This window comes from Pauljensenia sp. C0254C2 (genome assembly GCF_056583835.1).
Genome location: NZ_JBWPJO010000001.1, coordinates 295,121 through 316,945, shown reverse-complemented (window position 1 = coordinate 316,945; position 21,825 = coordinate 295,121). Strand labels below are relative to the sequence as shown.

Here is a 21,825-nt window from a genome sequence, read left to right as displayed (position 1 = left end):
CACACAGTCATTGGCTTGAGAAACGTCAGTTTTCCGAGCTGTCCTCGTTCACTTCGGTCAGAAGTTTCTCGAGGTGAGTGCGGATGGACTGACGGTATTCCGTCTCGAATCCACGCAACTCGTTGATCTTGTTTTCCAGCAGTCCGCGCTCCTGGTCGAGCTGAGCAAGGATCGTTTCATGCTTGCTCTCTGCGTCGGCAACGATCTCATCGCCCTTGGTGCGAGCTTCAGCAATGATGCGTTCTGATTCTTCGCGGCCGTCGCGCACGTACTCGTCGTGGACGCGCTGCGCCAAAGCAAGCATCGAGGTTGCGGATTCGGGTTCGCTGGGCGTGGCAGGCTGAACCGGCTGCACAGGCTGAACGGGTTCTGGTTCTGGTTCTGGTTCGGGCTGCGCGACCTGCGGTTCTTCCTCGACAACAGGCTGAGCAGTTTCGGCAGGAGTGGAGAAGCCAGATGCGTCGGCCGAACCTTCCTGGAGTTCGGTGATGCGGCGTTCGGCTGCTTCAAGCTTTTCCTGGAGATTCTGCTTCTCCATGTTCAGGTAGTAGATCGTCGCAACGACTCGGTCGAGAAAATTGTCAACCTCGACGGGGTCGTAGCCTTCACGGAACTTCACTGCCTGGAAGTTCTTGTTCAGAACTTCGTCCGTTGTCAGCAGCTGAATCTGTTCCTGACCTGTGGGCTCGTCCATTTCCTCACCTCTCGGTATCTGCCCTGTCGAACGCCGATTGGTAACCGCCCGACGATCGTGGTGTCACCAGCATTCAACCTGATGACACTGATTGTAAGTGATACTTATTCTATCGGACACATGAATCACTGAGGCAACTTCAGTCACAGCGACATCACATTCCAATATGCGTTTCAATTAATCTACCGTTTGAACGCCTAACTAGCCAAATACCATCATCAATCGTGCAACGCGCTGAAGAAGCAGAATACCGATGAACAGCACCATGAAACCGACATCGAGTGCGATCCCGTTACCCAGTCTGAGCGGCGGAATGTAGCGACGCAGGAAACGCAGAGGTGGGTCAGTCAACGCGTAGAGCACATTACCGATCACAATGACGGCCGTTGCTCGCGGATGCCAGTCGCGGGCAAGAATACGGATCCAGTCAAAGATCATCCGTCCAAACAGCACCAGCAGGTACAAGCTGGCACAGAAGTGTACAGCGGCGCCGAGTATGTACACGGGCATTACTCTGCCTGGCTGAACAGCTCCGCACCGTGGGAGGGGGCCATTCCGGATGACACCTTGACAGATCGCGGCGACAGCAGGTAGACGCGTTGAGTCACGCGTTCAAAGTGTCCGCGCAGGCCGTACACCAGCCCGGCGGAGAAATCGATCACGCGGCGCGCTTCATTGTCAGGCAGGTCGGTCATGTTGACGATGACAGGGATATCGCTGCGGAAGGCGTCGCCGATGCTGCGCGCATCCGCATAGGAGGTGGCGTGAATGGTCTGAATTCGGGCCAGATCATTCGGCTCAGTTTGCTGCACTGTTTCAGTGCGGCGCACTGCAGGTGTGGGTTCATAGTCGGACAGTTCAGTGACGTCTGCCCACTGTCCGGGCTCTTCCTGTTCCATTTCGGGTTCATCGAACTCGTCGTCGGATGTGTCCCATCCCATGAATTTCTTCGCGCGCGTAGAAAATGATTCCGCCATCGTTTCTCCTCTGTCAGGCCGCTGATCTTACGCTAATCGAGAAGATAACGCACAGGCCTCAAGTTGCCTCGGCATGTCGCAACGATGGCGAAATGATCAATGCCTGGCGTCCGCAGGTGGGGTCGCGCCTGTAGGAGTGGAGGGCCGGCGTTTCCCGGGTGCACCGCAGGTCGTGTTCAATTGTGTCGACGCCTGCTTCGCGCAGTTCGCTGCATACCCCCTCGCGAAGATCAAGGCTGGGGGTGCCCCAACTGGTGTGGGTACACATATGTGGTCGAACGGCTGCTACGTCGTCCCACAGCGCGCGGTCCACCTCGTAGCATTGGCCGCATATGCAGGCGCCGACAAAGGCGCTGATCGGCTCCGCGCTCATGCGGCGAATCCGGCGAACTGTCGCGCTGAGTATTCCACCGAGCAGCCCCGTGCGTCCGGCGTGGATCGCCGCCAGGATCGTCCCATGAGCTGCACTCAGGCACACAGGCACGCAGTCGGCAACCATCACGGCCAGTCCCGTGCGTGGCCCCTCGGCCAGATTGACGACGAGGGCGTCTGCGTCAATGTGGTCGCTGATCGCATCGACGACGCGGACACGCGTGGAGTGTGTCTGGTCCATCCAGGTCAGCGGGCTTCCGGTCAGCTTGCTCAGGTGATCGCGGCGCTTCGCCACTGCCTGAGCATCATCGCCAACGTGGTATCCCACGTTATTGCGAAGTGGGCAGGTGCCCGACCCCGCTTCAGTGTGCGTGATCAGGGCGCCTGCCCACTCGATCGGTGTGATCATGTTTCAGCGCAGAAAATCAGGAATATCCAGGTCGTCAGCGGAGTCATCCTCGTCGAAGATGCGCGGCACTTCCAGCGAATCGGCATCTCGCGGAGCAGGCTGAGCACTGGGCGCATCCGACGGTGTGGCGGACGGCGCCTGCGTGCGGGTAGGCACGCGAGGTTCTGCACGATGTGCGGGGCGAACCGGCGTCTGGGAAATGGTTCCCGCTGAGCGTTCACGCAAGGGTTCTTCCGCAGACTTCGGGGCCGGCGCGGCGACAGGTGCCGGCTGTTCCGGCTTCTTCGCTGTCGCATCGGTGTTACCTGACGTCACGGGCTGGTCGTCAAATCCGGCCGCAATGATGGTGACGCGGATCTCGTCGCCCAGCGAATCGTCAACGACGTTGCCGAAGATGATGTTGGCTTCAGGGTGAGCGGCTTCGCGCACCAGCAGTGCGGACTGGTAGATCTCCTGCAGGCCAACATCCGAGCCACCCTGGAAGAACATGAGGACGCCGTGAGCGCCGTCAATGCTGGCTTCAAGCAGCGGGGAGGAAATCGCGGTTTCCACGGCGCGCAGCGCGCGGTCATCACCTGTAGCAGCACCGATACCCATCAGCGCGGATCCGGCATCCTGCATCACGGACTTCACGTCGTTGAAGTCGACGTTGATCAGACCCGGGGTGGTGATGAGTTCAGTGATTCCCTGCACTCCCGAGAGCAGGACCTGGTCGGCTGCCTGGAATGCTTCAAGGATCGAGATATTGGGATCCGAGATGGACAGCAGGCGATCATTCGGGATGACGATCAGCGTGTCGACTTCTTTGCGCAGTGCCTCAACGCCCTGTTCGCCCTGGGCGGCGCGACGCATGCCTTCAAAGGAAAAGGGGCGGGTGACGACGCCGACTGTCAGAGCGCCGGAGTCGCGGGCGGCTTTGGCAACGATGGGGGCTGCGCCCGTTCCCGTGCCGCCTCCTTCACCGGCGGTGACGAACACCATGTCGGCGCCTTCAAGGGCGGCCTTGATGTCATCGATGTGGTCTTCAGCTGCCTGACGGCCCACTGACGGGTCAGCTCCCGCTCCCAGGCCGTGGGTCAGGTCGCGACCGATATCAAGTTTGGTTTCAGCATCTGACATCAGCAGAGCCTGGGCGTCTGTGTTCACCGCAATGAATTCGACGCCTTTGAGTTCTGCTTCGATCATTCGGTTAACAGCATTGACGCCGCCGCCGCCGACTCCGACCACCTTGATCACTGCGAGGTGGTTTTGAGGTCCTGCCATTTTGTGCCCCTCCCACTCAACCCTCAACCTCAAGTTGAAGGTTGGTGTTTCTCCTGTATTCTGCCGGAAAGACGGTAGGAAACAACACCTCAAACTGCAAGGAAAGATGTGGGCGTGTCGCTAGGACGTGACCGGCCGGGTCGGAGAACTTACGTCATAGACCTGCGCAGGTCGTTGGTCGATCAGAACCTTCAGGACGCGTGACTTCAGATCCGAATCATCCTGGGTCCCCCACCGCACCACACGGTTATCCGCCAAGGTAATGGTCAGCTGCTGTCCGTCGGCACTGATCTTTCCTGTCATCTGACGCAGCTCAGAACTGAGCGCCGCCCACACCGTCTGGACCTGCTCAATTGCCTGCGCTCTGAGAGGGTCCTCAGATGGAAGCGCGACAACAGGCAGACCCTCGGGCGGATCCCCGGGTATCTCCACGCCGTCCTCGTCAATGACGCGGGCATTTTCACCGACCATTTCCACCATCACTGGCCTGCGAACGGTGATCGTAATGGTCAGCCCATTGGGCCACGAACGCTGCACCTGGCTGTCGCGTACCAGCGTCAGCGAATTCACAGCCTGCACAACTGATGACATCGACAGTCGCGTAATCGGGGTTCCGCTGAATTCGTCGACGCTGGCAATCACCTGCTCGGCCGGTACGACGTCATTCGCGCCCTCGACGGTGATGCGCGAGGTCGTGAGGGCGAAAAGTGGCGAAAAGAAGATGGCCCAGATCGCCGCTGCAGCAAGGAGGACAGTGACAATAATCGACATCAGAGTGCGAAGAGACAGCCGTCTACGTGCTTTGCGTCGTTCATCAAGACGGGTGACCTTCGAGTTTTTCTGGCCCCTCGCGCGCCGCTCGCCGAATGCGTCGACCGCACTGGACGAGGACAGCGGCGTGCGCATCTGGCGTGGCCCGCGGATACGTTCCACCGACGCGGATCGCGTGGCCGACGCAGATCGCTGAGTCGAGGCGGGCCGCCTGCTCGATTCGGAATGCTGCGTTGATGCGGATCGCCCACCGATTGCATGGCGATCATGCACGGTGGAGCGTTCAGGCTGTTCGGCAGGCTCGTGGGGAGGGCGAGGCCGGGGTGGTTGCCTCACTGCACGTCCCCGTTGCGCCATTCATCGAGAACGTCATCCGCGCATTGCGTGATTGAGCCGGCACCCATGGTCATCACTATGCCATGTTCTCCTGTCTGACGCGCTGCCAGGCGGGCAGCTTCATGCATGTCCGGGATCCATTGGGCTCGAGGCAGGTGCGCCACGATCAATCCAGAGTCGACTCCCTCGATCGGATCTTCACGCGCCGGGTAAATATCGGTGACGACCACATGATCCGCGTGCGCCAGAGCGTCAGCGAAACGCTGGGCAAAAGCACGTGTGCGACTAAACAGATGCGGCTGGAAGACGACGGTTACCTCGCCGCCGTCAGCTACGATCCGGGCCTGCCTGAGAGCTGCTTCCACCTCGGTCGGGTGGTGCGCGTAGTCATCAATAACGCGTCTGGAGCCCACCTGGCCGCGAAGTTCGAATCGGCGACCTGTACTTGAAAAATGCGACAGACCGTTGGCAAGACGGCCGGCATCGACCCCCAGCGCGCATCCTGCCGCCCATGCACCCGCCGCGTTGAGCACGTTATGATCACCCACCACGGCGAGGCGAATCGTCGCCTCCAGCGTGTCAGGTCCGCACAGGTGGGCGCTCGAGCCATGATCAGTTGTCGCAACATCAGTTATCGTCACATCCGGCACCGCCTCACAGTGTTCAGGGCGGCCATAGGTCAGCGTGGTGATGCCATCGCGACGAGCTGCCTGCGCCAACGCCCGCGCACCTCGATCTTCCGCGCAGCACACCAGTGTTCCACCGGCAACGATGCGGTGCGCAAAGTCCACAAATGCCTGCTCGAACGCCTCCGTTGAGCCGTAGTGATCCAGGTGGTCCGGCTCAACATTGGTGACGAGGGCGACTGTCGGATGGTAGTTCAGGAATGAGCCATCGGATTCATCTGCCTCGGCCACAAAAATGTCTCCGCCGCCCAGGTGCGCACCAGTGCCAAATTGGGGCACGATACCGCCGACCGCGCACGAGGGATCCTCCCCTGCTTCAGCTAACGCAATAGTCAACATGGCAGATGTCGTAGTCTTGCCGTGCGCGCCGGCAACAGCGACAAAACGCATGCCGCTGGCGGCATAGGCAAGTGCCTGGGAGCGGTGAATAACACTCTGGCCACGCTCGGTGGCACGGACCAGTTCCGGATTCGTTGGACGCACTGCCGTCGAGACTACAACTGTGGCGTCGGCCGGGACCCGATCGGCGTCATGGCCGACATAGGCGTCAATTCCCGCTGCCTGAAGCCTGTCAATGACAGATGACGGATTCTGATCCGACCCGCTGACGGTACAACCACGAGCATGAAGCAGCTCTGCCACCACGCTCATACCGGCTCCGCCGACGCCAATGAGATGAACTGTGCTGATACCGGTTTGCGCGTTCATCTGCACATCTCCTCCACGAGGTCTGTCAGGCGCTCAGCGGCGTTGGCAGAGGATCCATGAGCTGACGCGCTGCGCATCCGGCTGAGGCGCTCCTGGTCAGTCAGTATGCCCATGACGTCGGTGCGTGCGCGTTCAACGGTGAAGTGCGCGTCGTTGATCAGCTCTGCACCGCCTGCTGCGACGTGGTCATGCGCATTCAGACGCTGCTCACCGTTGCCGATCGGGAGGGGGACATAGACGGCAGGCAGTCCGAGGGCGCTCAGCTCCGCGACGGTGCCGGCACCTGAGCGGCAGACCACCAGGTCGGCCACGGCCAGCGCATCATGCATGTCAGTTGTGTAGTCCACCACGTGCCATCGGTGAGCCACTCCCGCCTCGTCAATACTGGCACGCACGGCATCGTCCTTGCCTTTACCGGTCAGGTGCAGAACCTGACAGCCCTCAGGCAGCTCGGAGGCGATGGATGCCATGACTGTGTTGATGTGAAGCGCCCCCAGGGAGCCGCCCGTGATGACCAGCGTGGTCAGATCCGGGTCAAGTCCGAAGCGCTGCGCGCCTTCGACGCGGGCGGTGCGGGCACCCTCGTCGGTGGTTCGCAGATGCGCCAGGCGCGCGATCTGCGGGCGGAGGGGCAATCCGACGACCTCGGTGCGTCCCTGTCGTGCTGCAAGCGGCGTGGAAGCGAACGTGAGTGCGACGAGGGCGGCCCATCTGGCTCCCAGTCGGTTCGCCAGGCCGGGGCGCGCATTTTGTTCATGAATGGCGATCGGGATGTGCTCTGAACGTGCGGCAAAGTAGGCGGGGGTGGAGACGTATCCACCAAAACCCAACAACCCGTCAGCTCCTGTGATCACGTTGCGGGACTGCGCGATTGCGTGGCGCAGTCGCTGCGGAACTGTCAGCAATGCCGGGGTGGGTCGGCGTGGCAGGGGCACACGTTCAATTTCGTGAAACTCAAATCCTGCTGCCGGGACCAGATCTGCTTCCAGGCCTTCGCGCGTGCCGAGGATTCGCACATCCCATCCGCGCTCACGCAGGCACGTGGCCGTTGCCAGCAACGGATTGACGTGACCGGCTGTGCCGCCGCCTGCCAGAACTATTGTGTGTGTCATCGCGCCTTCTGTGCCTGTCGTACTGGTCGTGTGCGCGCGGGACGCTTGTGAATGCGTCGGCGTGGATCGCGTCCTGCGGAAGCCTCGTCGGGAGAGCCGAACATTCGCATGCGAGCATTCGCGCGCGCACATGACGCTACCACCCCAACAGCGCTAGCGGTAAATACGAACGCCGAACCGCCAGAGGATACCAGCGGCAACGGCACGCCGATCACCGGGCCGATGCCGGTTACCGACATGACGTTGATGACGGTCTGAACAGCGATCCACGATGCGATGCCGCCGCACATAACAGCGGCAAAAAGCGATGTGGTTTCCCTGCTGACGCGCACCATTCCCCACACCATCAGCATCATGAGAACCAGGACCGAGCATGTGCCCAGCAGGCCGAACTCCTCGCCCACGATGGCAAGGATGAAGTCGGTGTGCGCGGCCTGGAGGTATTCCCACTTTTCACGCGATGCGCCCGGTCCCAGCCCCATCAGCCCTCCAGAGCCGAATGCCCACAGCGCGTGGTCGATCTGTTCGGGAGCTGAGGTGGAGCGCTCCGGCCCCATGCCGGGAATAATGGCGATGATGCGCCTCAGTCGCGTGGGGTTCTGCACGACGAGGAATGCCAGAATCGGGATTGCTGCCAGGATCGCATAGCCGAACCACTTCCTGGGCAGTCCTGCCACCCACAGCGCGCCAAAGGCACACGTGGCGACGACGAGGGCTGTCCCCATGTCGTGTCCGAGCATGACCAGGCCAAGCGCAACGGCGGTCGCACCACCACAGCGGATCGCCATTTGCTTGAAGTCATCACGGCGCGAATCCCTGCGGGCGACGAGCTGGGCCAAAGCGATGATGAGCGCCAGTTTAAGCAGTTCGGATGGCTGGATCAGGAACGGCAGACCGGGAATATGGATCCAGTTCGTGTTGCCGCCCTCGGCACGGCCAAACAGCGGCACCATGACCAGGGCCTGGAGGAGGCAGGCGAGTGCGAACAGCACAAGGGCTCCGGCGTAGTAGACCTTCTCGGGCACCATCTGTGCCACGAACATCATGATGAGCCCGATTGTCGTCAGCGCCAGCGGCTTCAGGAAAGCGATATAGGGGTTTTCACCCTGGGCAATGTTGGTGACGGCGGAGGCAGAAAACCCCATGAGCAGTCCGATCAGTGCCAGCAGCACTGCGGGGATGATGACGAGGTAGTAGGACGTGACAGGCGAGGATTCACGCGCGGCAGATGACTGGCCTTCCCGCCCGAAGCGGATCGCCGGTATGCGATGCCACAGGCGCGCCAGCCGTTCGCGCGGACTGCGGGTCACCTGGTCCGCCACAATCTGCCTCCCCTACTTGTTGGTGTTCCACATGTCTTCCAGGCGCTGCACCGCCTGGGCAAAAACATCGCCTCGCTGGCCGTAGTTGTCGAACTGATCCCACGATGCGGTTGCCGGAGCCAGCAACACGGTGTCGCCCGGTCGCGACAGGCCAACCGCCTCGTTCACCACCGAGAACATCCAGTCATCATGACCATCGACTTCCACGACAGGCACCGACGGAGCGTGCGCCGCCAGTGAGTTCCTCAAAGGCGCCCGGTCGACGCCAATGAGCACCACGCCGCGCAACAACGGGGCGACGCGGGTGACAAGGTCGTCGAAGTTCTGCCCCTTTGCGTCTCCCCCAGCAATCCAGATGGCAGTTCCCGGCGTGACACCAGCCAGGGAAGCAGCGGCGGCATGCGCATTGGTGGCTTTTGAATCATCAATCCACGTCATGTCCGCTGCGTGCGAGATAATGGCTCGCCGGTGGGCGGGTTGCGTGAAAGTGCGCAGACCCTCTGCAACAGCTTCGGGCGTCACTCCGTGTGCGCGTGCAAGAGCGGCGGCCGCCAGCGCATCCATCAGGAGTGCGGGCGAGGGCTGTGCACCGGAGACATGAACGAGGTCATCGAATTCAGCCAGATGCAATGCGTGCGTGCGTCGTTCATCCAGAAAGGCCCGATCGACGAGGGTGTCCTCGACAATGCCGACCTGTGAGACAGCAGGGGTGCCCAGTGTAAATCCGATGGCGCGCGCCCCTTCAATGACGTCCGCGTTCTCCACCATTTTTTCGATGCGACGGTCAGCTGACGGATAAACGCATGCGATGCGTGTGTTTTCGTAGATGCGTGCCTTTGCCTGCGCGTAGGCCTCGACACTGCCGTGCCAGTTCAGATGGTCGGCATCGACGTTGAGGACAACGGACGCTTCCGGGGATACGGTGCGGGTCGAATACAGTTGGAATGAGGATGCCTCCACTGCAAACACGTCAGCATCATCGTCAATGAGCTGCGTGATGGGGACGCCGATATTGCCTACTTCGAGGGCATTCTCTCCGCCTGCGCGCAGCATGGCCGCCAGCATCGAGACCGTTGTGGTCTTGCCGTTCGTACCGGTGACCATCAGCCAGGGGCGGCCTGCATGCAGGCCGGATTCCTGCAGGAGCCACGCCAGTTCCATCTCGCCGACGATTGGGATATCCGCAGACAATGCCGATTGCCATACTGGCTCGTGGGGTGCGATTCCCGGAGACATGACGATCAGGTCGGGCGCGGTCTGCACGACGCGTGTGGCCAGTTCATCGGCGTCAGCGATAACCTCGACACGGTCGTTGTTTTCGGCAACGTCGTGCTGGTCGAAGCCCGTGACGTCCCAGCCTCGTGAACTCAGGGCGCGGCCTGCGGCCCGACCGGACATTCCCCATCCGATGATTGCTGCACGACCGGGTTGGGGCAGTTGTTCCATTACAGCCATGACACCCACTCCGCGTAGAACAGGCCGACGCCGATCACTGCCAGGAGTGCGGCGATCAGCCAGAAACGGATCACGATGGTGATTTCTTTCCAGCCCTTGAGTTCGAAGTGATGGTGAAGCGGCGCCATGCGGAAGACACGTTTGCGCGTCAGTTTGAACACACTGATCTGGATGACGTCAGACATCGTGATGATGACGAAGAGTCCGCCGATGATGACGGCCAGGAACTCCGTGTTCGTGAAAATCGACATGCCGGCGACTGCGCCGCCCAGGGCGAGAGATCCGGTGTCCCCCATGAAGATCTGTGCGGGTGAGGCGTTGAACCAGAGGAAACCGGCCAGCGCTCCCACCAGGCCGGCGCAGAAAATTGCCAGTGACAAGGGGTCACGGGTCGTGTAGCAGGCTGCCGTATTGATCGTCGTTCCCCAGCACGACTGTGTCACCTGAAAAACTGAGATCAGCGCGTACGCTCCGAAGACGAAGATTGATGCGCCGGTCGCCAGACCATCCAGGCCGTCTGTCAGGTTCACGGCGTTGGACCATGCGGCAACCAGAAAGTTGACCCACAGGACGAACAGGATGCCGCCCACGATGATGCCCGCGAACGCCAGATCGATACCGGTGGGACGTGCCACGGATATCGCCGTCGATCCAGGTGTGATGCCGCGTTCGTTGGGTCGCATCAGTGCCAAAATGGCGAAGATGGAGCCGATCGCCACCTGCATGATGATCTTCGCACCTGCGTGCAGGCCAAGGGATCGTTGTTTGCGTATTTTGATGCCGTCGTCGAGCAGGCCGACGATTCCCAAGCCGACAAAGAGGAATGCGAGCAGGAGTGATGAATAGGCGGGCAGCGTGCGGTTTACGGCGTTGCCAGCAAGCCACGCGATGATGGTGGCGCCAATGAAGACAACGCCACCCATTGTCGGTGTGCCACGTTTGGTCAGGTGTTGGGTGGGGCCGTCCTGGCGGATGAACTGTCCGTATTGGTGACGGACAAGGAATCGGATAAACAGGGGTGTCAGGCCCAGTGAGAGCACCAGGCCGACCGCGAATGACGCAATAACCCCGATCATCGACTGCACCCGCTTTCCATCAGTGTTGCGGCAATCTGCCACGCATGAGATCCGTATGAGCCTTTGACTAACACAATGTCGCCGTCACGAACGGCGCTGGTGAGTTCGCCCAGTGTCTCATTCCAGTCTTCACTGTATGTCACTTCGGTGCCTGAATCTGTTTTCGCCTGCGCGTGGGAGGCAAGTGGCTGCGCATCAGCTGACCACGTGAAGATATGGGACACGCCTGCATCAAGTGCCATTTGGGCAACGTCTCGGTGCAGGGCCTCGGACTGCTCCCCCAGCTCCAGCATGGCGCCCAGCACTGCCACGGTTCGCGCATTGCGTTGAGCACCCAGATGCTTCAGAGCGGTCAGTGCTGCGCGCATGGAATCCGGGTTGGCGTTGTAGGCGTCATCGATCAGGATGATGGTGCGTCCCTCGTCCAGCGTGACTGTCTCGATGTCCATCCTGTGTGGCGATGATGGCCCCGAAGCGGTCAGGACTTGCGCAATGGTCTGCGTGTCGATGCCGCACGCGTATGCTCCGGCTGCGGCTGCCAGCGCGTTGTGCACATGATGCGCGCCCACCAATGTCAGGTGCACGTGAGCACATCCTTCGGGTGTGATTAGGTCGAATGCGGCGCGTTCGTCAGCGTCGATCGTAATGTTTTCCGCGCGGATCCACGTGTCGGTGAACTGCGGGTACTGAGTGCGCGTGGTGAATCCGATGATGCGTCCTGGCGCACGCTGAGCCATCGCCGCCACGTAGTCATCATCAGCGTTCAGTACAGCTGTCCCGTCAGGTTTCATGCCCTTAATCAGTTCGGCTTTTGCGGAGGCGGTGGCTTCGCGCGATCCAAAGCCTCCCAGATGCGCTGTGCCCACCATCAGTTCAATCGCCACATCCGGAGCGGCAATGCCAGTGAGCATGCGCAGATGTCCGGGCCCCGATGCACCCATTTCCAGCACCAGGTGACGTGTGTGTTCGTCGGCCTTGAGGACGGTCAGTGGCAGGCCAACCTCGTTATTGAAGGACAGTTTGGGCGCAACGGTCGGCCCGTCGGTCGCCATGAGCGCAGCAAGCAGATCCTTGGTGGTGGTTTTTCCGGCGGACCCTGTCACAGCGATGACATCGAGGGGGCCTGCCTGTCGCAGGTCCTCCAGATGTGCATGGGCGAGGACGCCGAGCGCCTCGGTCGATTCGGGGGTGACGATCTGGGTCAGTCCGGCCTGTGGTATTTCACGTTCGACCAGGGCGGCCACCGCTCCGTTGTCTCGCGCACTGGCGATGAAGTCGTGCCCGTCGGCGTTCTCGCCGCGACGGGCGACGTAGAGCGATCCTGCGGTTGCTTCACGCGAATCGGTGACCACTGGTCCCGTGACCGTCACATCGGGGCCGATCATCTGCCCGCCCACTGCTCGGGCTACCCATTCTGCTTGCCTGTTCATCGTCCTTCTTTCAGCAGGTTGTCCCTGTCCTCTATCATGAGCCCGGTCTGAGCGGGAATAGCTCTGCCTGTTCCTGTGATGCGGGAATTGCGAGATTTCGCACCGCCTGTGAGGCGACCTCAGCGAAGAGGGGCGCCGCCGAATCGGATGAGATCACTCCGACTTTCGGATTGTAGAGCACAACTGACACTGCGATCTGAGGCGCTTCGGCGGGGAGGACACCTGCCACAGTGGATACGGTTGCGGGCACGCCGTCCACGAAGATGTCAGCAGTACCCGTTTTGAGGGCCAGCCGGTATCCGTCGATCTTGGCTGTCTGTCCCGTGCCGACGTCCGTCGCCACGGTCGATTCCATCATCTTCAGCAGGTCGGATGCACTCTGTGCGCTCATTGCCTGGACTGGTTGGACTGGGTCGGGGGTGTGGACAGTACCGTCGGCCAATTGCCACGAGTCGATGATGCGTGGCGGCATGCGCACGCCGCCGTTGCCGATTGTGGCCATCATCGTGGCTTCCTGGACGGCTGTCATGGAGTAGGACTGTCCGAACATGGACACCCATTTGTCTCGTCCGATCCACTGGTCGGGTGTGCGAACCACGCCGGATGATTCGCCGGCCAGTTCAATGCCGCTAGGGGCACCGAGACCCAGTTTCAGCATCATGTCATACCGGTCGGCATCGTCAACGGTCTGGCCAATCAGGATCGTGCCTGTGTTGGATGATTCTGCCAGGATTCCTGTTGCCGTCATTCGTTCTGTGGGATGCTCGTGGAAGTCACTAATCGGGCCGTCAGCTCCCGGCAGGTCGTCCAGAGAGTAGGGCACGGTAAATTCACTGGTCGGGGTGATTGTGCCCTTATTCAGGGCTGTGGCCACGGTGACGACCTTGCCGACCGATCCGGGTTCAAATGCATATTGGACGGCGGAAACCGGCTGAAGTGTGGCACTGTTGGGCGCGGTGGAATTGGAATCAGCCAGGGCGAGGATTCGTCCGGTCTTCACGTCGGTGATGACGACGGCACCCCAGTCGGCGTTGTGTGCTTTCACGCGCGCATCGAGGGCTTCCTGGACACCATGCTGAAGGTCGGCGCGAAGTGTTGTGCGCACCGATCCGCCTGAGACCGGTTCAGCCACTGTGTGCTTTCCGCCTGGCATAATGGCGCCGTTCGGAGCAATTTCGAAGGCTTCACGTCCGGCGCTGCCCTGCAGAATCTGATCCATCGTGGCTTCAAGACCGGAGGCGCCGACCCCCTCGGCATTGATGGTGCCGATGACGGGGCCTGCGGTCGAGCCATTGGGGTAGGTGCGCTCAAAAGCTGATTCCCACTCAATGCCGTAGATGTCCATGGCACGAATCTTGCGATAGGTCACCGCATCCACGTTCTTCTTGACGTAGGCATACGTCGAATCACCGACCATCAGTCCGCCCAGTTCGACCGGGTCCATCCTGAGCAGTGGGGCAAGCTGCGAGGCTGCTGCTGCCGGCCCGATCTGACCGTCATGTTCGTAGGTGCGGATATTGATCTGGTTGACGGCAATGTGGTAAGTCTGCACGGATTCAGCTAGAACGATTCCGGTGTCATCAGTAATGGAGCCACGTTGAGCGGTGATATCAGAGGCCGATGTTCGCACTTCGAGGCCTTCGGCAGCCAGAGCTGGCCCCTGGACGATTTGCAGCAGGAAGAGGCGCAGCACGCATGCGCACAGTGCGAAAAGGGTGATGAACAAGATCCAGTGGGCGCGCCGAGCCGACTCCTGCCGCCCCGCACGAGTGTTCATCTAGTGAGCCTTTCTAGCTGCGCGTTATTCACTACGAAAAGCGGCCTGGCCGCCCTCGACGGTGCCGTTCGACAACGTGACGAACCCGGTGGGTCCTGCCGGAACCATACCAAGATCGCGTGCAGATTTTTCGAGGGCCTGAGGTGACGATGCGTTGTGCAGTTGCGTCTGCAGGGTCCACGCTTCAGCATCTAGCGCGTTGACCTCCAGCTGCATCTCCCTGATCTCAAACGCAGTTTCAGCCATCTGCGTGTTGACGACCAGCGGCACGACAATTGCCGCCAGCAGAATCGCGATCGCCAGGAGTGCGAGCGGGATGACTGAGCGCTGCGGAATCTTTCCCTCGATCAGGTGCAGGGTGGGCCGCAGCGTCTCGCGGGTACGGGATGCTGGACGTGTACGCGCCACTGCTTCGTTTGTCATTGTGGCCTCCATGGGGAACGGATTTCGACGGCGCGCACGCGCACGGATCGTGATCGAGGGTTGGATTCCTGTTCAGCGCTGTCAGCTTGAAGAGCGCCACGTGTGACCAGTGTCAGTGTCGCTTTCATGGACTCAGGCACCACCGGCAGTCCGGGCGGCGCATTGTCACGGGCGCCCTGAGCGAAGATCTCTTTGACGATGCGGTCTTCGAGGGACTGGTAGGCTTCGACAACCATTCGTCCGCCCACGCGCAGATGGCTCAGTGCCTGCGGAATGGCGGCCCGCAAAATGTCCAGCTCGCTGTTGACGGCAATTCGCAGCGCCTGGAACGTGCGTTTGGAGGGGTTTCCGCCCGTGCGGCGTGCCGGCGCAGGGATGGCGCGTTTGACCAGATCCGCCAGCTGTCCGGTTCTCGTGATGGGCTGCTCGGCGCGCTCTTTGACAACCAACGTGGCGATGCGGTGCGCAAAGCGTTCCTGCCCGAAGGTGCGCAGGATGTCCGTCAGTTCCTGCACGCTCGCATCTGCAATGAGTTCGGCTGCGCTGCGTCCACGGGTCGGGTCCATGCGCATGTCGAGGGGTGCGTCATGCGCATAGGAAAAGCCTCGCTCTGTCTCATCGAGCTGCAGTGAGGAGACGCCCAGATCCATCAGGACGGCATCTGCCAGTCCGTCTGCCGAGTGGTCGTCAATGACCTGGCCGATTTGATCGTATGTTGTGTTCACGGCTTCGAAGCGCTGTCCAAATTCGCGCAGACGTTCGCTTGCCAGCGCAATGGCCTGCGGGTCGCGGTCAATTCCGACCACACGGATGTAGGGAAAGCGTGTCAAGGCTGCGTGCGTGTGACCGCCCATTCCCAAGGTGGCGTCGATCAGAAGAGAGTCGGGCCGAGTGAGGGCAGGGGCGAGCAGATCCATGCACTGGTCGACAAGGACGGGCGTGTGCAGCTGAGCTGCATCGCGTGTAGTTTCTGCGCTCACGTCGCCTCCTTGTCCGTGATCTGCCTGTGTGCGTTCTTCCCACCTGCTTCTCCCCCGCCGATCTGCCATCGGGGAAGTGATGTCAGAGCGTCGGGCGGAGGGCACGGTGGGGTCAGAACATTCCGGGGATGATTTCGTCCGCTGTATTGGCGAAAACATCTTCTTGGACGGTGAGGTACTCGCGCCACGCTGTGGTGTCCCAGATTTCAGCACGTGCGCCAGCTCCGATGACTGTGAGTTCCCGGTCAAGTCCGGCGTATGCTCGCAGGTCAGCTGGAACGACAACGCGTCCTTGTTTGTCTGGAATTTCCTTGTAGGCACCTGAGAGCATGACGCGAACCCAGTCGCGCGCCTGTTTCGATGACAAGGGCGCGCGCATCAGTTCTTGTGCCATGGACTCAAACTCATGGGCAGGGAATGCGTAGATGCAGTGTTCCTGACCACGGGTGAGGACGATTCCACCTTCCATGTCATCACGGAAACGAGCAGGCAGAATGACACGCCCTTTGTCGTCGAGCTTCGGCTCGTACGTTCCCAGGAACATGCCACACCTCCCTTCCCCTCCGTGACACGCAGCTCCACTTTAACCCACTTTCAACCACTATGGGAACATTTTGCGCCCATGTTTCGGTTTATTTTGAAAATAAACGTTGGAAAATCGCGTAAAAATCAGGGTGGAGGAAGGTGGAGGGAAAATTCTCAACGCCGGGTGTTGACGGGCATGAATATGTGCCACATCGAGGCATATCAGGGTCGAGGCTGCAGATTTCGCAGGGGTATTCCCTCATCGATGAGGGGTCAGCACACGCAGTGGTGCACAGTGGTGGACGTCCACGACATTCGCGGCGCGGTGATATCAGTGGGCAGCCAGCGCCAACTCACGTCAGTCACCCTCGTCGATGAGGGCACAAAAGAATGAGCGGCGGCAAGAATGGAGAACGAAGGAACGGCGAGTGTGCAGTGACTAGTCGCGGCCGCGTTCGTCCCAGCGGCGATTTTGATTCGCAACGAAATCCGTCCAACGTCCACTGGACGGCTTCGTGCCAGACTTCTTCGACGAGGCGGGATCCACCGGGCGCGTATGCAACGCGAAGAGAATACCGGCGACCATGATGCAGAATCCGAGCACTCCCAGAAGGATCGACCATATGCCGTAACCGAGCGTCACACCACCGAGCACCACACACATGCCGATGACAGCGAAGAAAGCGCCGAGGATCATGTTGCGCGGGGAGAGTTTGGAGCGCCGAGGGGAATCAGCGGAAGTGTCGTACGAGGAACGTGCACGTGAGGATCGCGAGGTGCGAGCCGACATGGTCGAGGCGAGTTCCGGATCGTCCTCACGCAGCTGGCTCTCCATTTGTTCGAGTATTTCTTTTTCATAGTCGGACAGGGCCATCGCGCACCTCCTTCGGCTGTGGACGTTACGGATCCAGTGTAACGGTCTAAGGTTCCCTAAGACCATTCGGGCCACGATCTGCAGGCGACACATCGTCTTTTTTGACGCTAGTGCCCAGCAAAGAAGCTGGTCGCAGTGCTCCGTCACCGAAACGCTCACTGGCGTGATCCATCGCCTCCTCCACAGCCCGCGAGCGCCCGTCATTGTCCATCAGGACCGCCACGCCGTCCCGGCGCAGCTGCAGATTTTCGGCTCGCACGCCCATGAGTCTGACTCCCCCGCTCGGCATCACTTCGGCTGCAAACAGGTCGTGGGCAGCGCGGGCAATGACGCGGCCTTCATCGGTAGGCGCCACCAGTGTGGCGGATCGTGTGATCGTGCGGAATGAGGCATCGCGCATCTTCATCGTAACCGTCCACGCCACCTGTCCGCCTGCTCGCAGTCGACGAGCGCACTTGTGGGCGGCTCGCACGATGAACTGCTCAAGGTCACGCCGGCTGGTCACGTTCGTCTCAAAGGTTGTTTCGGTTCCGACCGATTTTTCTTCGCGTTCCACATGCACGCGCCTGCGGTCGATGCCCCACGCCAGGTCGTGCAAGTGGTGCGCACTGGCCACTCCCAACAGCTTCGTCAACCGTGTCATCGGCATCTGCGCCAACTGGGCGACACGTTCAACGCCTTCCTGCTGCAGCACATCCAGCGTTCGACCTCCCACGCCCCACAACACGCCCACTGGCAAACTGTGCAGAAATGCCACCGTCTGATCCTCAGGTATCAGCAGTAGTCCGTCCGGCTTGGCGTGTGATGACGCGATCTTTGCAACGGATTTCGTGGAGGCGATCCCGACTGAGGCCGGCAGGCCGACCTCCTCCCGGATTCGCCTGCGGATGAGATGTCCGATCGTGGTGGGTGACCCGAGCCGGCGCCTGGCGCCGGCGACGTCCAGGAAGGCCTCGTCAATACTGACCTGCTCAACCAGTGGCGTGATCTGAGCGAGGATCGCCATCACACGCGTCGAGTATGCGCTGTATATTTCCCGGCGCCCGGAGACCACCTGCGCACTGGGGCACAGTGCGCGCGCCCGCGCCATCGGCATACCGGCACGCACTCCGAATTCACGTGCTTCGTAGGTTGCGGATGTGACCACGCCCCGCATTCCTGATCCGCCGACGATCAGCGGTCTGCCACGCAGCTGCGGATTTTCCAGCAGTTCAACCGAAGCAAAGAAGGAGTCCATATCCACGTGGATGATCGGGGTGGCTGAATCGTCATCGCCCCAGTTGCGTTTGGCGCGCTTGTCGCGCGGCGCGTTCGACATGGCTCCTCCCCTCATCACTATCTTAGGGGCGTTACAGTAACGGGTATGTCTTCACGCGACGCTCACGAATTTGCGATCTCCACTGGCTCGGCACGGGTGACGTGGGATGGTTCCCATGCGACAGTGTTCGTCAACGGTGCAGAGTCCTCCAGTGTCGATGTCGACCATCCTGAGGTGCTCGAATTTGAATACATGCAGCATATGGATGCCGCCCTCGAAGCGCTTGCACCATCACCTGAGCCGGTGCGTGCTCTCCATATCGGCGGAGCCGGCTGCGCTCTGGCATGGGCATGGAGCATCAAGCGTCCACAGTCGCGCCATTGCGTCGTTGAAATCGATGAAGATCTGGCGCACAGCATGCGTGACCTGTTTGATCTGCCGCGCTCGCCTCAACTCAAGATACGTGTGGGCGAAGGGCGCCAGGTCCTCGATTCGACGCGCCCTGAGCGGTGGGACGTCATCGTACGTGACGCTTTTTCCGATCAGAGCGTGCCCCGCCAGTTGATGACGCTTCAGGCGGCTCGATCAGCATGGGATGCCCTCGTACCGGGTGGACTGTACGTGGCCAACGTGCCGCACGGTGGGAAGGCAAACGGGCGCCCTGACGTTGCTGCAATCAGCGAGGCGTTCGATGAAGTTGTCGCCGTTGCGGACCCGAAGGTGGCGCGTTCAGGCAGGTGGGGCAATGTCATGGTGGCCGGACGGAAGACGGTCCGCGACCAGTCGCCGCACTTTGCGCCGCTGGATGTTGCCCAGTTGGACCGGCTGCTGCGCAAGCTCGCACTTCCAGCGCGCATCATGGCAGGTAAGTCGTTAAACCAGTGGATTGCGGGGGCTCGGCCTATGGAAGATCCACAGGGCGAATGATGCGTACGTGAGCACGCCGCGCATTCACGATCACACCGATCACCCCGATGAGCAGTGTGATGGCCTGGATGGACATCGCCACGCGGAACTCGCTCCACCCGTATTCGCGTGTCGGGTTCAACAGGTCAAGGACGACGCCGATGACCTGCACTGTCACGATCGTGGCAACGAAACCGCCCATATTGACCGTTCCGGTTGCCGTACCCAGGCGGTGTTCGGGTGAAGAGCGGCGCACAAAGTCGAATGCAATTGTTGAAGCGACGCCGCTGACGGGAAGCACGATTCCCAGCAAGAATGCTGCCCAGGCACCGGCAGGCTGTACGCGAGCCAGCACAATGACCCATGCGAAGGTGGAGGCAGCGGCCGCGGCCAACACGCCCAGAACTCTGCCACCGGGTCGTAACGCGGTCAGCTGACCGACAACTGGACCGATCGCAATATTGACGCAGGTGAATGCTACGAGCACCGCTGAGGCGACAGCGGGGCTCAGTCCCATGCCGAGAGTCATGAACGGAACGCCCCACAAGAGTGTGAAAGTCATTCCGGGCATTCCGCCTGTCCAGTGGGCAAAGAACCCGAGCCATGTCGACGGGTCACGCATGACGAACTTAATGATGGTCAGCGCGTGCTCCCCCTGCTGATCTGAACGCTCACGTTTCGCTCCGGGTTTGTCCGCAACAGCCAATCCGATGAGGAGCGTTGCCGCAAATCCAAGACCCGCCAGGATGCAAAAGGCTGGAGTCCAGCCGAAGGCGCGCAGCGCCCACAGGAAGGGAACGGCTGACACCACCTGGCCGAGCAGTCCGACAATTGCGGTGAGCTGAGTCATCAGCGGTACGCGAAATGGGGTGAACCAGCTCGGTACCAGGCGCAGCACAGAAATAAAGGCCGTCGCGTCACCCACTCCCAGCAGAATGCGGGCAGCAAATGCCAGCGGCAGGTTCGTCGCGCACGCCATGGCAATGTGGGCGATGGACACGAGGGCTGCGCCGATCATGAGAACGCGTCGCGGCCCCCACCGATCCAGCGCAAGTCCCGATGGGATCTGCATCGCAGCGTAGACGAACAGCTGCACGGAGGAGAACGCAGCCAACACGGATGCGGGCATGGCGAAACGATCCATCGCTTCAATACCGGCAACGCCCAGGGATGTACGTGCAGCAACGGCCAGCACGTAGGCGAACATGGCGCTCGTCCAGACGAGAAGTGCCCGCCTAGTCATCGGATGGCTGCTGAGGGGGTCCCCATGTCGGATCGGCACGGTGGCGCAGAGTCTGGTTACGTTCGGTTGCCTCACTGTCGTTGCTGCGTTCACGCAGGCGTCGCAGAACATCCTCGACAGTTTCGCGCTGGCCCTGTGATGGGCGCGCCGATGATTCGCTCTCGGCGCCACGAGCAGGACGCGCGTGGAAGGAACCTTCTTCGAGGCGGTCGAGGACATCATCAATGGTGACTTGATCCTCCTCGTCACCCTGCGTTGCCTCGTCGGTGTTCGCGCTGGTCGCGTCAGCCTCGGCTGAACGCTGTGAGCGGGTACGCAGGAACTCCTCGATGGTCTCGGTAATGTCCTCCGCCGACATTGCGGAGCTTTCCGAGTCAGGCAGCCGGAAGGTTTCCGTGCTGTTCGACGCGGTCGCCAGCGCGTCATAGTGCTTTTCGAGGGCGGCGATGGTACGCGAGACTTCCTCGTTGGCCTCAATGAGCTGAGTTACCTGGTCAATCTCCTCGCTGGCACCGCGCTCCAGGTCGCCAACCGGAAGAGACAGGTCAGCGTAGTCCGACAGCGAGGTCAACAGCGCTGAAGCGGCACGCGGGTACTGCGTGTCAGACATGTAATACGGCACTGCCGCCAGCATGGTCACACCGTCAATGCCCTGACTGGCCAGGTGGGACTGCAGGAATGACGTCATGGGTGCCGGAAAGCGCATCGTTCCCGACATCTGCGGCTGCTCAGGCAACAAGGAGCCGTCTGTGGCGTGCATATGAACAGGTGTGGGCCGGGTATGCGGCACACCGGAAGGGATGCCGTGCAGCGAGAACGAGATCTCCACGCCTGCCTGCTCGGCAAGGTGGGACACGGCTCGGACGAACGTTTCCCACTTCGCGTCGGGTTCAGGCCCGTGGAGAACCAGCAGCGGCACTCCCGCATCGTCGTAGACCAGGTCAAGTGCAATTTCAGGCACTTCAAGAGAGGTTGTCACCCAGTCGTCAATATTCATCACAGGGCGGTGTGAGCGGTAGTCGATGAACATGTCCGACTCAAACGTGGCCACGCGTTGGGTGTCCAGCGTGTGCAACAGTTGCTCGATTGCGAGGTGGCCGGCGGTTCCCGCATCCATCGCACCGTCAAAGTGTGTCAGCAAAATGGGGGCACGCGCGCCTTTGGCGGGGCCGTCGTCGTACGCTTCCTGGTCGTCCAGGAACTGATCAAGCGTATTGTCAGCCATCGC

At 60.9% G+C, this 21,825-nt stretch carries 22 protein-coding genes; 2 read left to right on the top strand and 20 right to left on the bottom strand.

Translation table 11 applies throughout. The annotated features are described in order from the left end of the window. Positions 1-25 precede the first annotated feature (25 nt). The 16 genes from AC1DA5_RS01480 to mraZ form a co-directional block, all read right to left on the bottom strand. Positions 26-667, bottom strand: a complete 642-nt coding sequence (locus AC1DA5_RS01480; protein WP_058236864.1) for a DivIVA domain-containing protein — start codon at positions 665-667, stop codon at positions 26-28. A 228-nt stretch (positions 668-895) separates the two neighbouring features. Continuing rightward, positions 896-1,204, bottom strand: coding sequence for a YggT family protein (locus AC1DA5_RS01475; protein WP_058236473.1), 309 nt, complete (start codon positions 1,202-1,204; stop codon positions 896-898). Beyond that, on the bottom strand, positions 1,204-1,671 hold the full coding sequence (locus tag AC1DA5_RS01470) for a cell division protein SepF (RefSeq protein ID WP_058236472.1): 468 nt from the start codon (positions 1,669-1,671) through the stop codon (positions 1,204-1,206). Before AC1DA5_RS01470 ends, AC1DA5_RS01475 begins: the two co-directional genes overlap by 1 nt. A gap of 58 nt (positions 1,672-1,729) precedes the next feature. Next, positions 1,730-2,452 (bottom strand): purine nucleoside phosphorylase YfiH/LACC1 family protein, encoded by a 723-nt coding sequence (locus AC1DA5_RS01465; protein ID WP_058236471.1) that lies wholly within the window; start codon positions 2,450-2,452, stop codon positions 1,730-1,732. Positions 2,453-2,455: 3 nt separating this feature from the next. After that, on the bottom strand, positions 2,456-3,715 hold the full coding sequence (gene ftsZ / locus AC1DA5_RS01460) for a cell division protein FtsZ (protein WP_058236470.1): 1,260 nt from the start codon (positions 3,713-3,715) through the stop codon (positions 2,456-2,458). Between the two features lie 120 nt (positions 3,716-3,835). Next, positions 3,836-4,822: a cell division protein FtsQ/DivIB gene (locus AC1DA5_RS01455; protein ID WP_257525444.1), complete on the bottom strand. Its 987-nt coding sequence runs from the start codon at positions 4,820-4,822 to the stop codon at positions 3,836-3,838. Continuing rightward, positions 4,819-6,216 carry a UDP-N-acetylmuramate--L-alanine ligase gene (gene murC, locus AC1DA5_RS01450; protein ID WP_058236468.1) on the bottom strand — a complete coding sequence of 466 codons (1,398 nt, stop codon included), beginning with the start codon at positions 6,214-6,216 and terminating at the stop codon, positions 4,819-4,821. The genes AC1DA5_RS01455 and murC overlap by 4 nt, the downstream gene beginning before the upstream one ends. Continuing rightward, positions 6,213-7,328: an undecaprenyldiphospho-muramoylpentapeptide beta-N-acetylglucosaminyltransferase gene (gene murG, locus AC1DA5_RS01445; RefSeq protein WP_070725884.1), complete on the bottom strand. Its 1,116-nt coding sequence runs from the start codon at positions 7,326-7,328 to the stop codon at positions 6,213-6,215. The genes murC and murG overlap by 4 nt, the downstream gene beginning before the upstream one ends. Further along, positions 7,325-8,650, bottom strand: a complete 1,326-nt coding sequence (locus AC1DA5_RS01440; protein ID WP_227469203.1) for an FtsW/RodA/SpoVE family cell cycle protein — start codon at positions 8,648-8,650, stop codon at positions 7,325-7,327. The genes murG and AC1DA5_RS01440 overlap by 4 nt, the downstream gene beginning before the upstream one ends. 12 nt (positions 8,651-8,662) lie before the next feature. Further along, positions 8,663-10,096 (bottom strand): UDP-N-acetylmuramoyl-L-alanine--D-glutamate ligase, encoded by a 1,434-nt coding sequence (gene murD, locus AC1DA5_RS01435; RefSeq protein WP_058236466.1) that lies wholly within the window; start codon positions 10,094-10,096, stop codon positions 8,663-8,665. Beyond that, the gene (gene mraY / locus AC1DA5_RS01430; protein WP_058236862.1) at positions 10,096-11,181 is read right to left on the bottom strand and encodes a phospho-N-acetylmuramoyl-pentapeptide-transferase; all 1,086 of its coding nucleotides are present in this window, start codon (positions 11,179-11,181) and stop codon (positions 10,096-10,098) included. The genes murD and mraY overlap by 1 nt, the downstream gene beginning before the upstream one ends. Continuing rightward, positions 11,178-12,611: a UDP-N-acetylmuramoyl-tripeptide--D-alanyl-D-alanine ligase gene (locus AC1DA5_RS01425; protein ID WP_058236465.1), complete on the bottom strand. Its 1,434-nt coding sequence runs from the start codon at positions 12,609-12,611 to the stop codon at positions 11,178-11,180. Before AC1DA5_RS01425 ends, mraY begins: the two co-directional genes overlap by 4 nt. Positions 12,612-12,645: 34 nt before the next feature. Then, a complete protein-coding gene (locus AC1DA5_RS01420; RefSeq protein ID WP_058236464.1) occupies positions 12,646-14,388 on the bottom strand; it encodes a peptidoglycan D,D-transpeptidase FtsI family protein in 1,743 nt (580 codons plus the stop codon). A 24-nt stretch (positions 14,389-14,412) separates the two neighbouring features. Beyond that, on the bottom strand, positions 14,413-14,811 hold the full coding sequence (gene ftsL / locus AC1DA5_RS01415) for a cell division protein FtsL (protein ID WP_058236463.1): 399 nt from the start codon (positions 14,809-14,811) through the stop codon (positions 14,413-14,415). Then, positions 14,808-15,791 carry a 16S rRNA (cytosine(1402)-N(4))-methyltransferase RsmH gene (gene rsmH, locus AC1DA5_RS01410; protein ID WP_058236462.1) on the bottom strand — a complete coding sequence of 328 codons (984 nt, stop codon included), beginning with the start codon at positions 15,789-15,791 and terminating at the stop codon, positions 14,808-14,810. The genes ftsL and rsmH overlap by 4 nt, the downstream gene beginning before the upstream one ends. Positions 15,792-15,903: 112 nt before the next feature. Continuing rightward, the gene (gene mraZ / locus AC1DA5_RS01405) at positions 15,904-16,335 is read right to left on the bottom strand and encodes a division/cell wall cluster transcriptional repressor MraZ (protein ID WP_058236461.1); all 432 of its coding nucleotides are present in this window, start codon (positions 16,333-16,335) and stop codon (positions 15,904-15,906) included. 246 nt (positions 16,336-16,581) lie between these two features. Here mraZ and AC1DA5_RS01400 point away from each other — a divergent pair, with 246 nt between their 5' ends. Continuing rightward, positions 16,582-16,710 (top strand): hypothetical protein, encoded by a 129-nt coding sequence (locus AC1DA5_RS01400; RefSeq protein WP_257590402.1) that lies wholly within the window; start codon positions 16,582-16,584, stop codon positions 16,708-16,710. A 45-nt stretch (positions 16,711-16,755) separates the two neighbouring features. Here AC1DA5_RS01400 and AC1DA5_RS01395 read toward each other — a convergent pair whose 3' ends face one another. After that, entirely contained in the window at positions 16,756-17,190 is a 435-nt protein-coding gene (locus tag AC1DA5_RS01395) for a DUF3040 domain-containing protein (RefSeq protein WP_058236460.1), read from the bottom strand. 46 nt (positions 17,191-17,236) lie between these two features. Beyond that, positions 17,237-18,508 (bottom strand): DNA polymerase IV, encoded by a 1,272-nt coding sequence (dinB, locus tag AC1DA5_RS01390; protein WP_058236459.1) that lies wholly within the window; start codon positions 18,506-18,508, stop codon positions 17,237-17,239. Positions 18,509-18,553: 45 nt separating this feature from the next. Between dinB and AC1DA5_RS01385 the strand changes: the two genes are divergently transcribed. Then, positions 18,554-19,375 (top strand): spermidine synthase, encoded by an 822-nt coding sequence (locus AC1DA5_RS01385; protein WP_480289072.1) that lies wholly within the window; start codon positions 18,554-18,556, stop codon positions 19,373-19,375. On the opposite strand, the gene AC1DA5_RS01380 is transcribed toward AC1DA5_RS01385, so the two are convergent. After that, the gene (locus AC1DA5_RS01380) at positions 19,350-20,597 is read right to left on the bottom strand and encodes an MFS transporter (protein WP_480289071.1); all 1,248 of its coding nucleotides are present in this window, start codon (positions 20,595-20,597) and stop codon (positions 19,350-19,352) included. The genes AC1DA5_RS01385 and AC1DA5_RS01380 overlap by 26 nt on opposite strands. Further along, on the bottom strand, positions 20,590-21,822 hold the full coding sequence (locus tag AC1DA5_RS01375; protein WP_480289070.1) for a PAC2 family protein: 1,233 nt from the start codon (positions 21,820-21,822) through the stop codon (positions 20,590-20,592). The genes AC1DA5_RS01380 and AC1DA5_RS01375 overlap by 8 nt, the downstream gene beginning before the upstream one ends. Positions 21,823-21,825 lie beyond the last annotated feature (3 nt).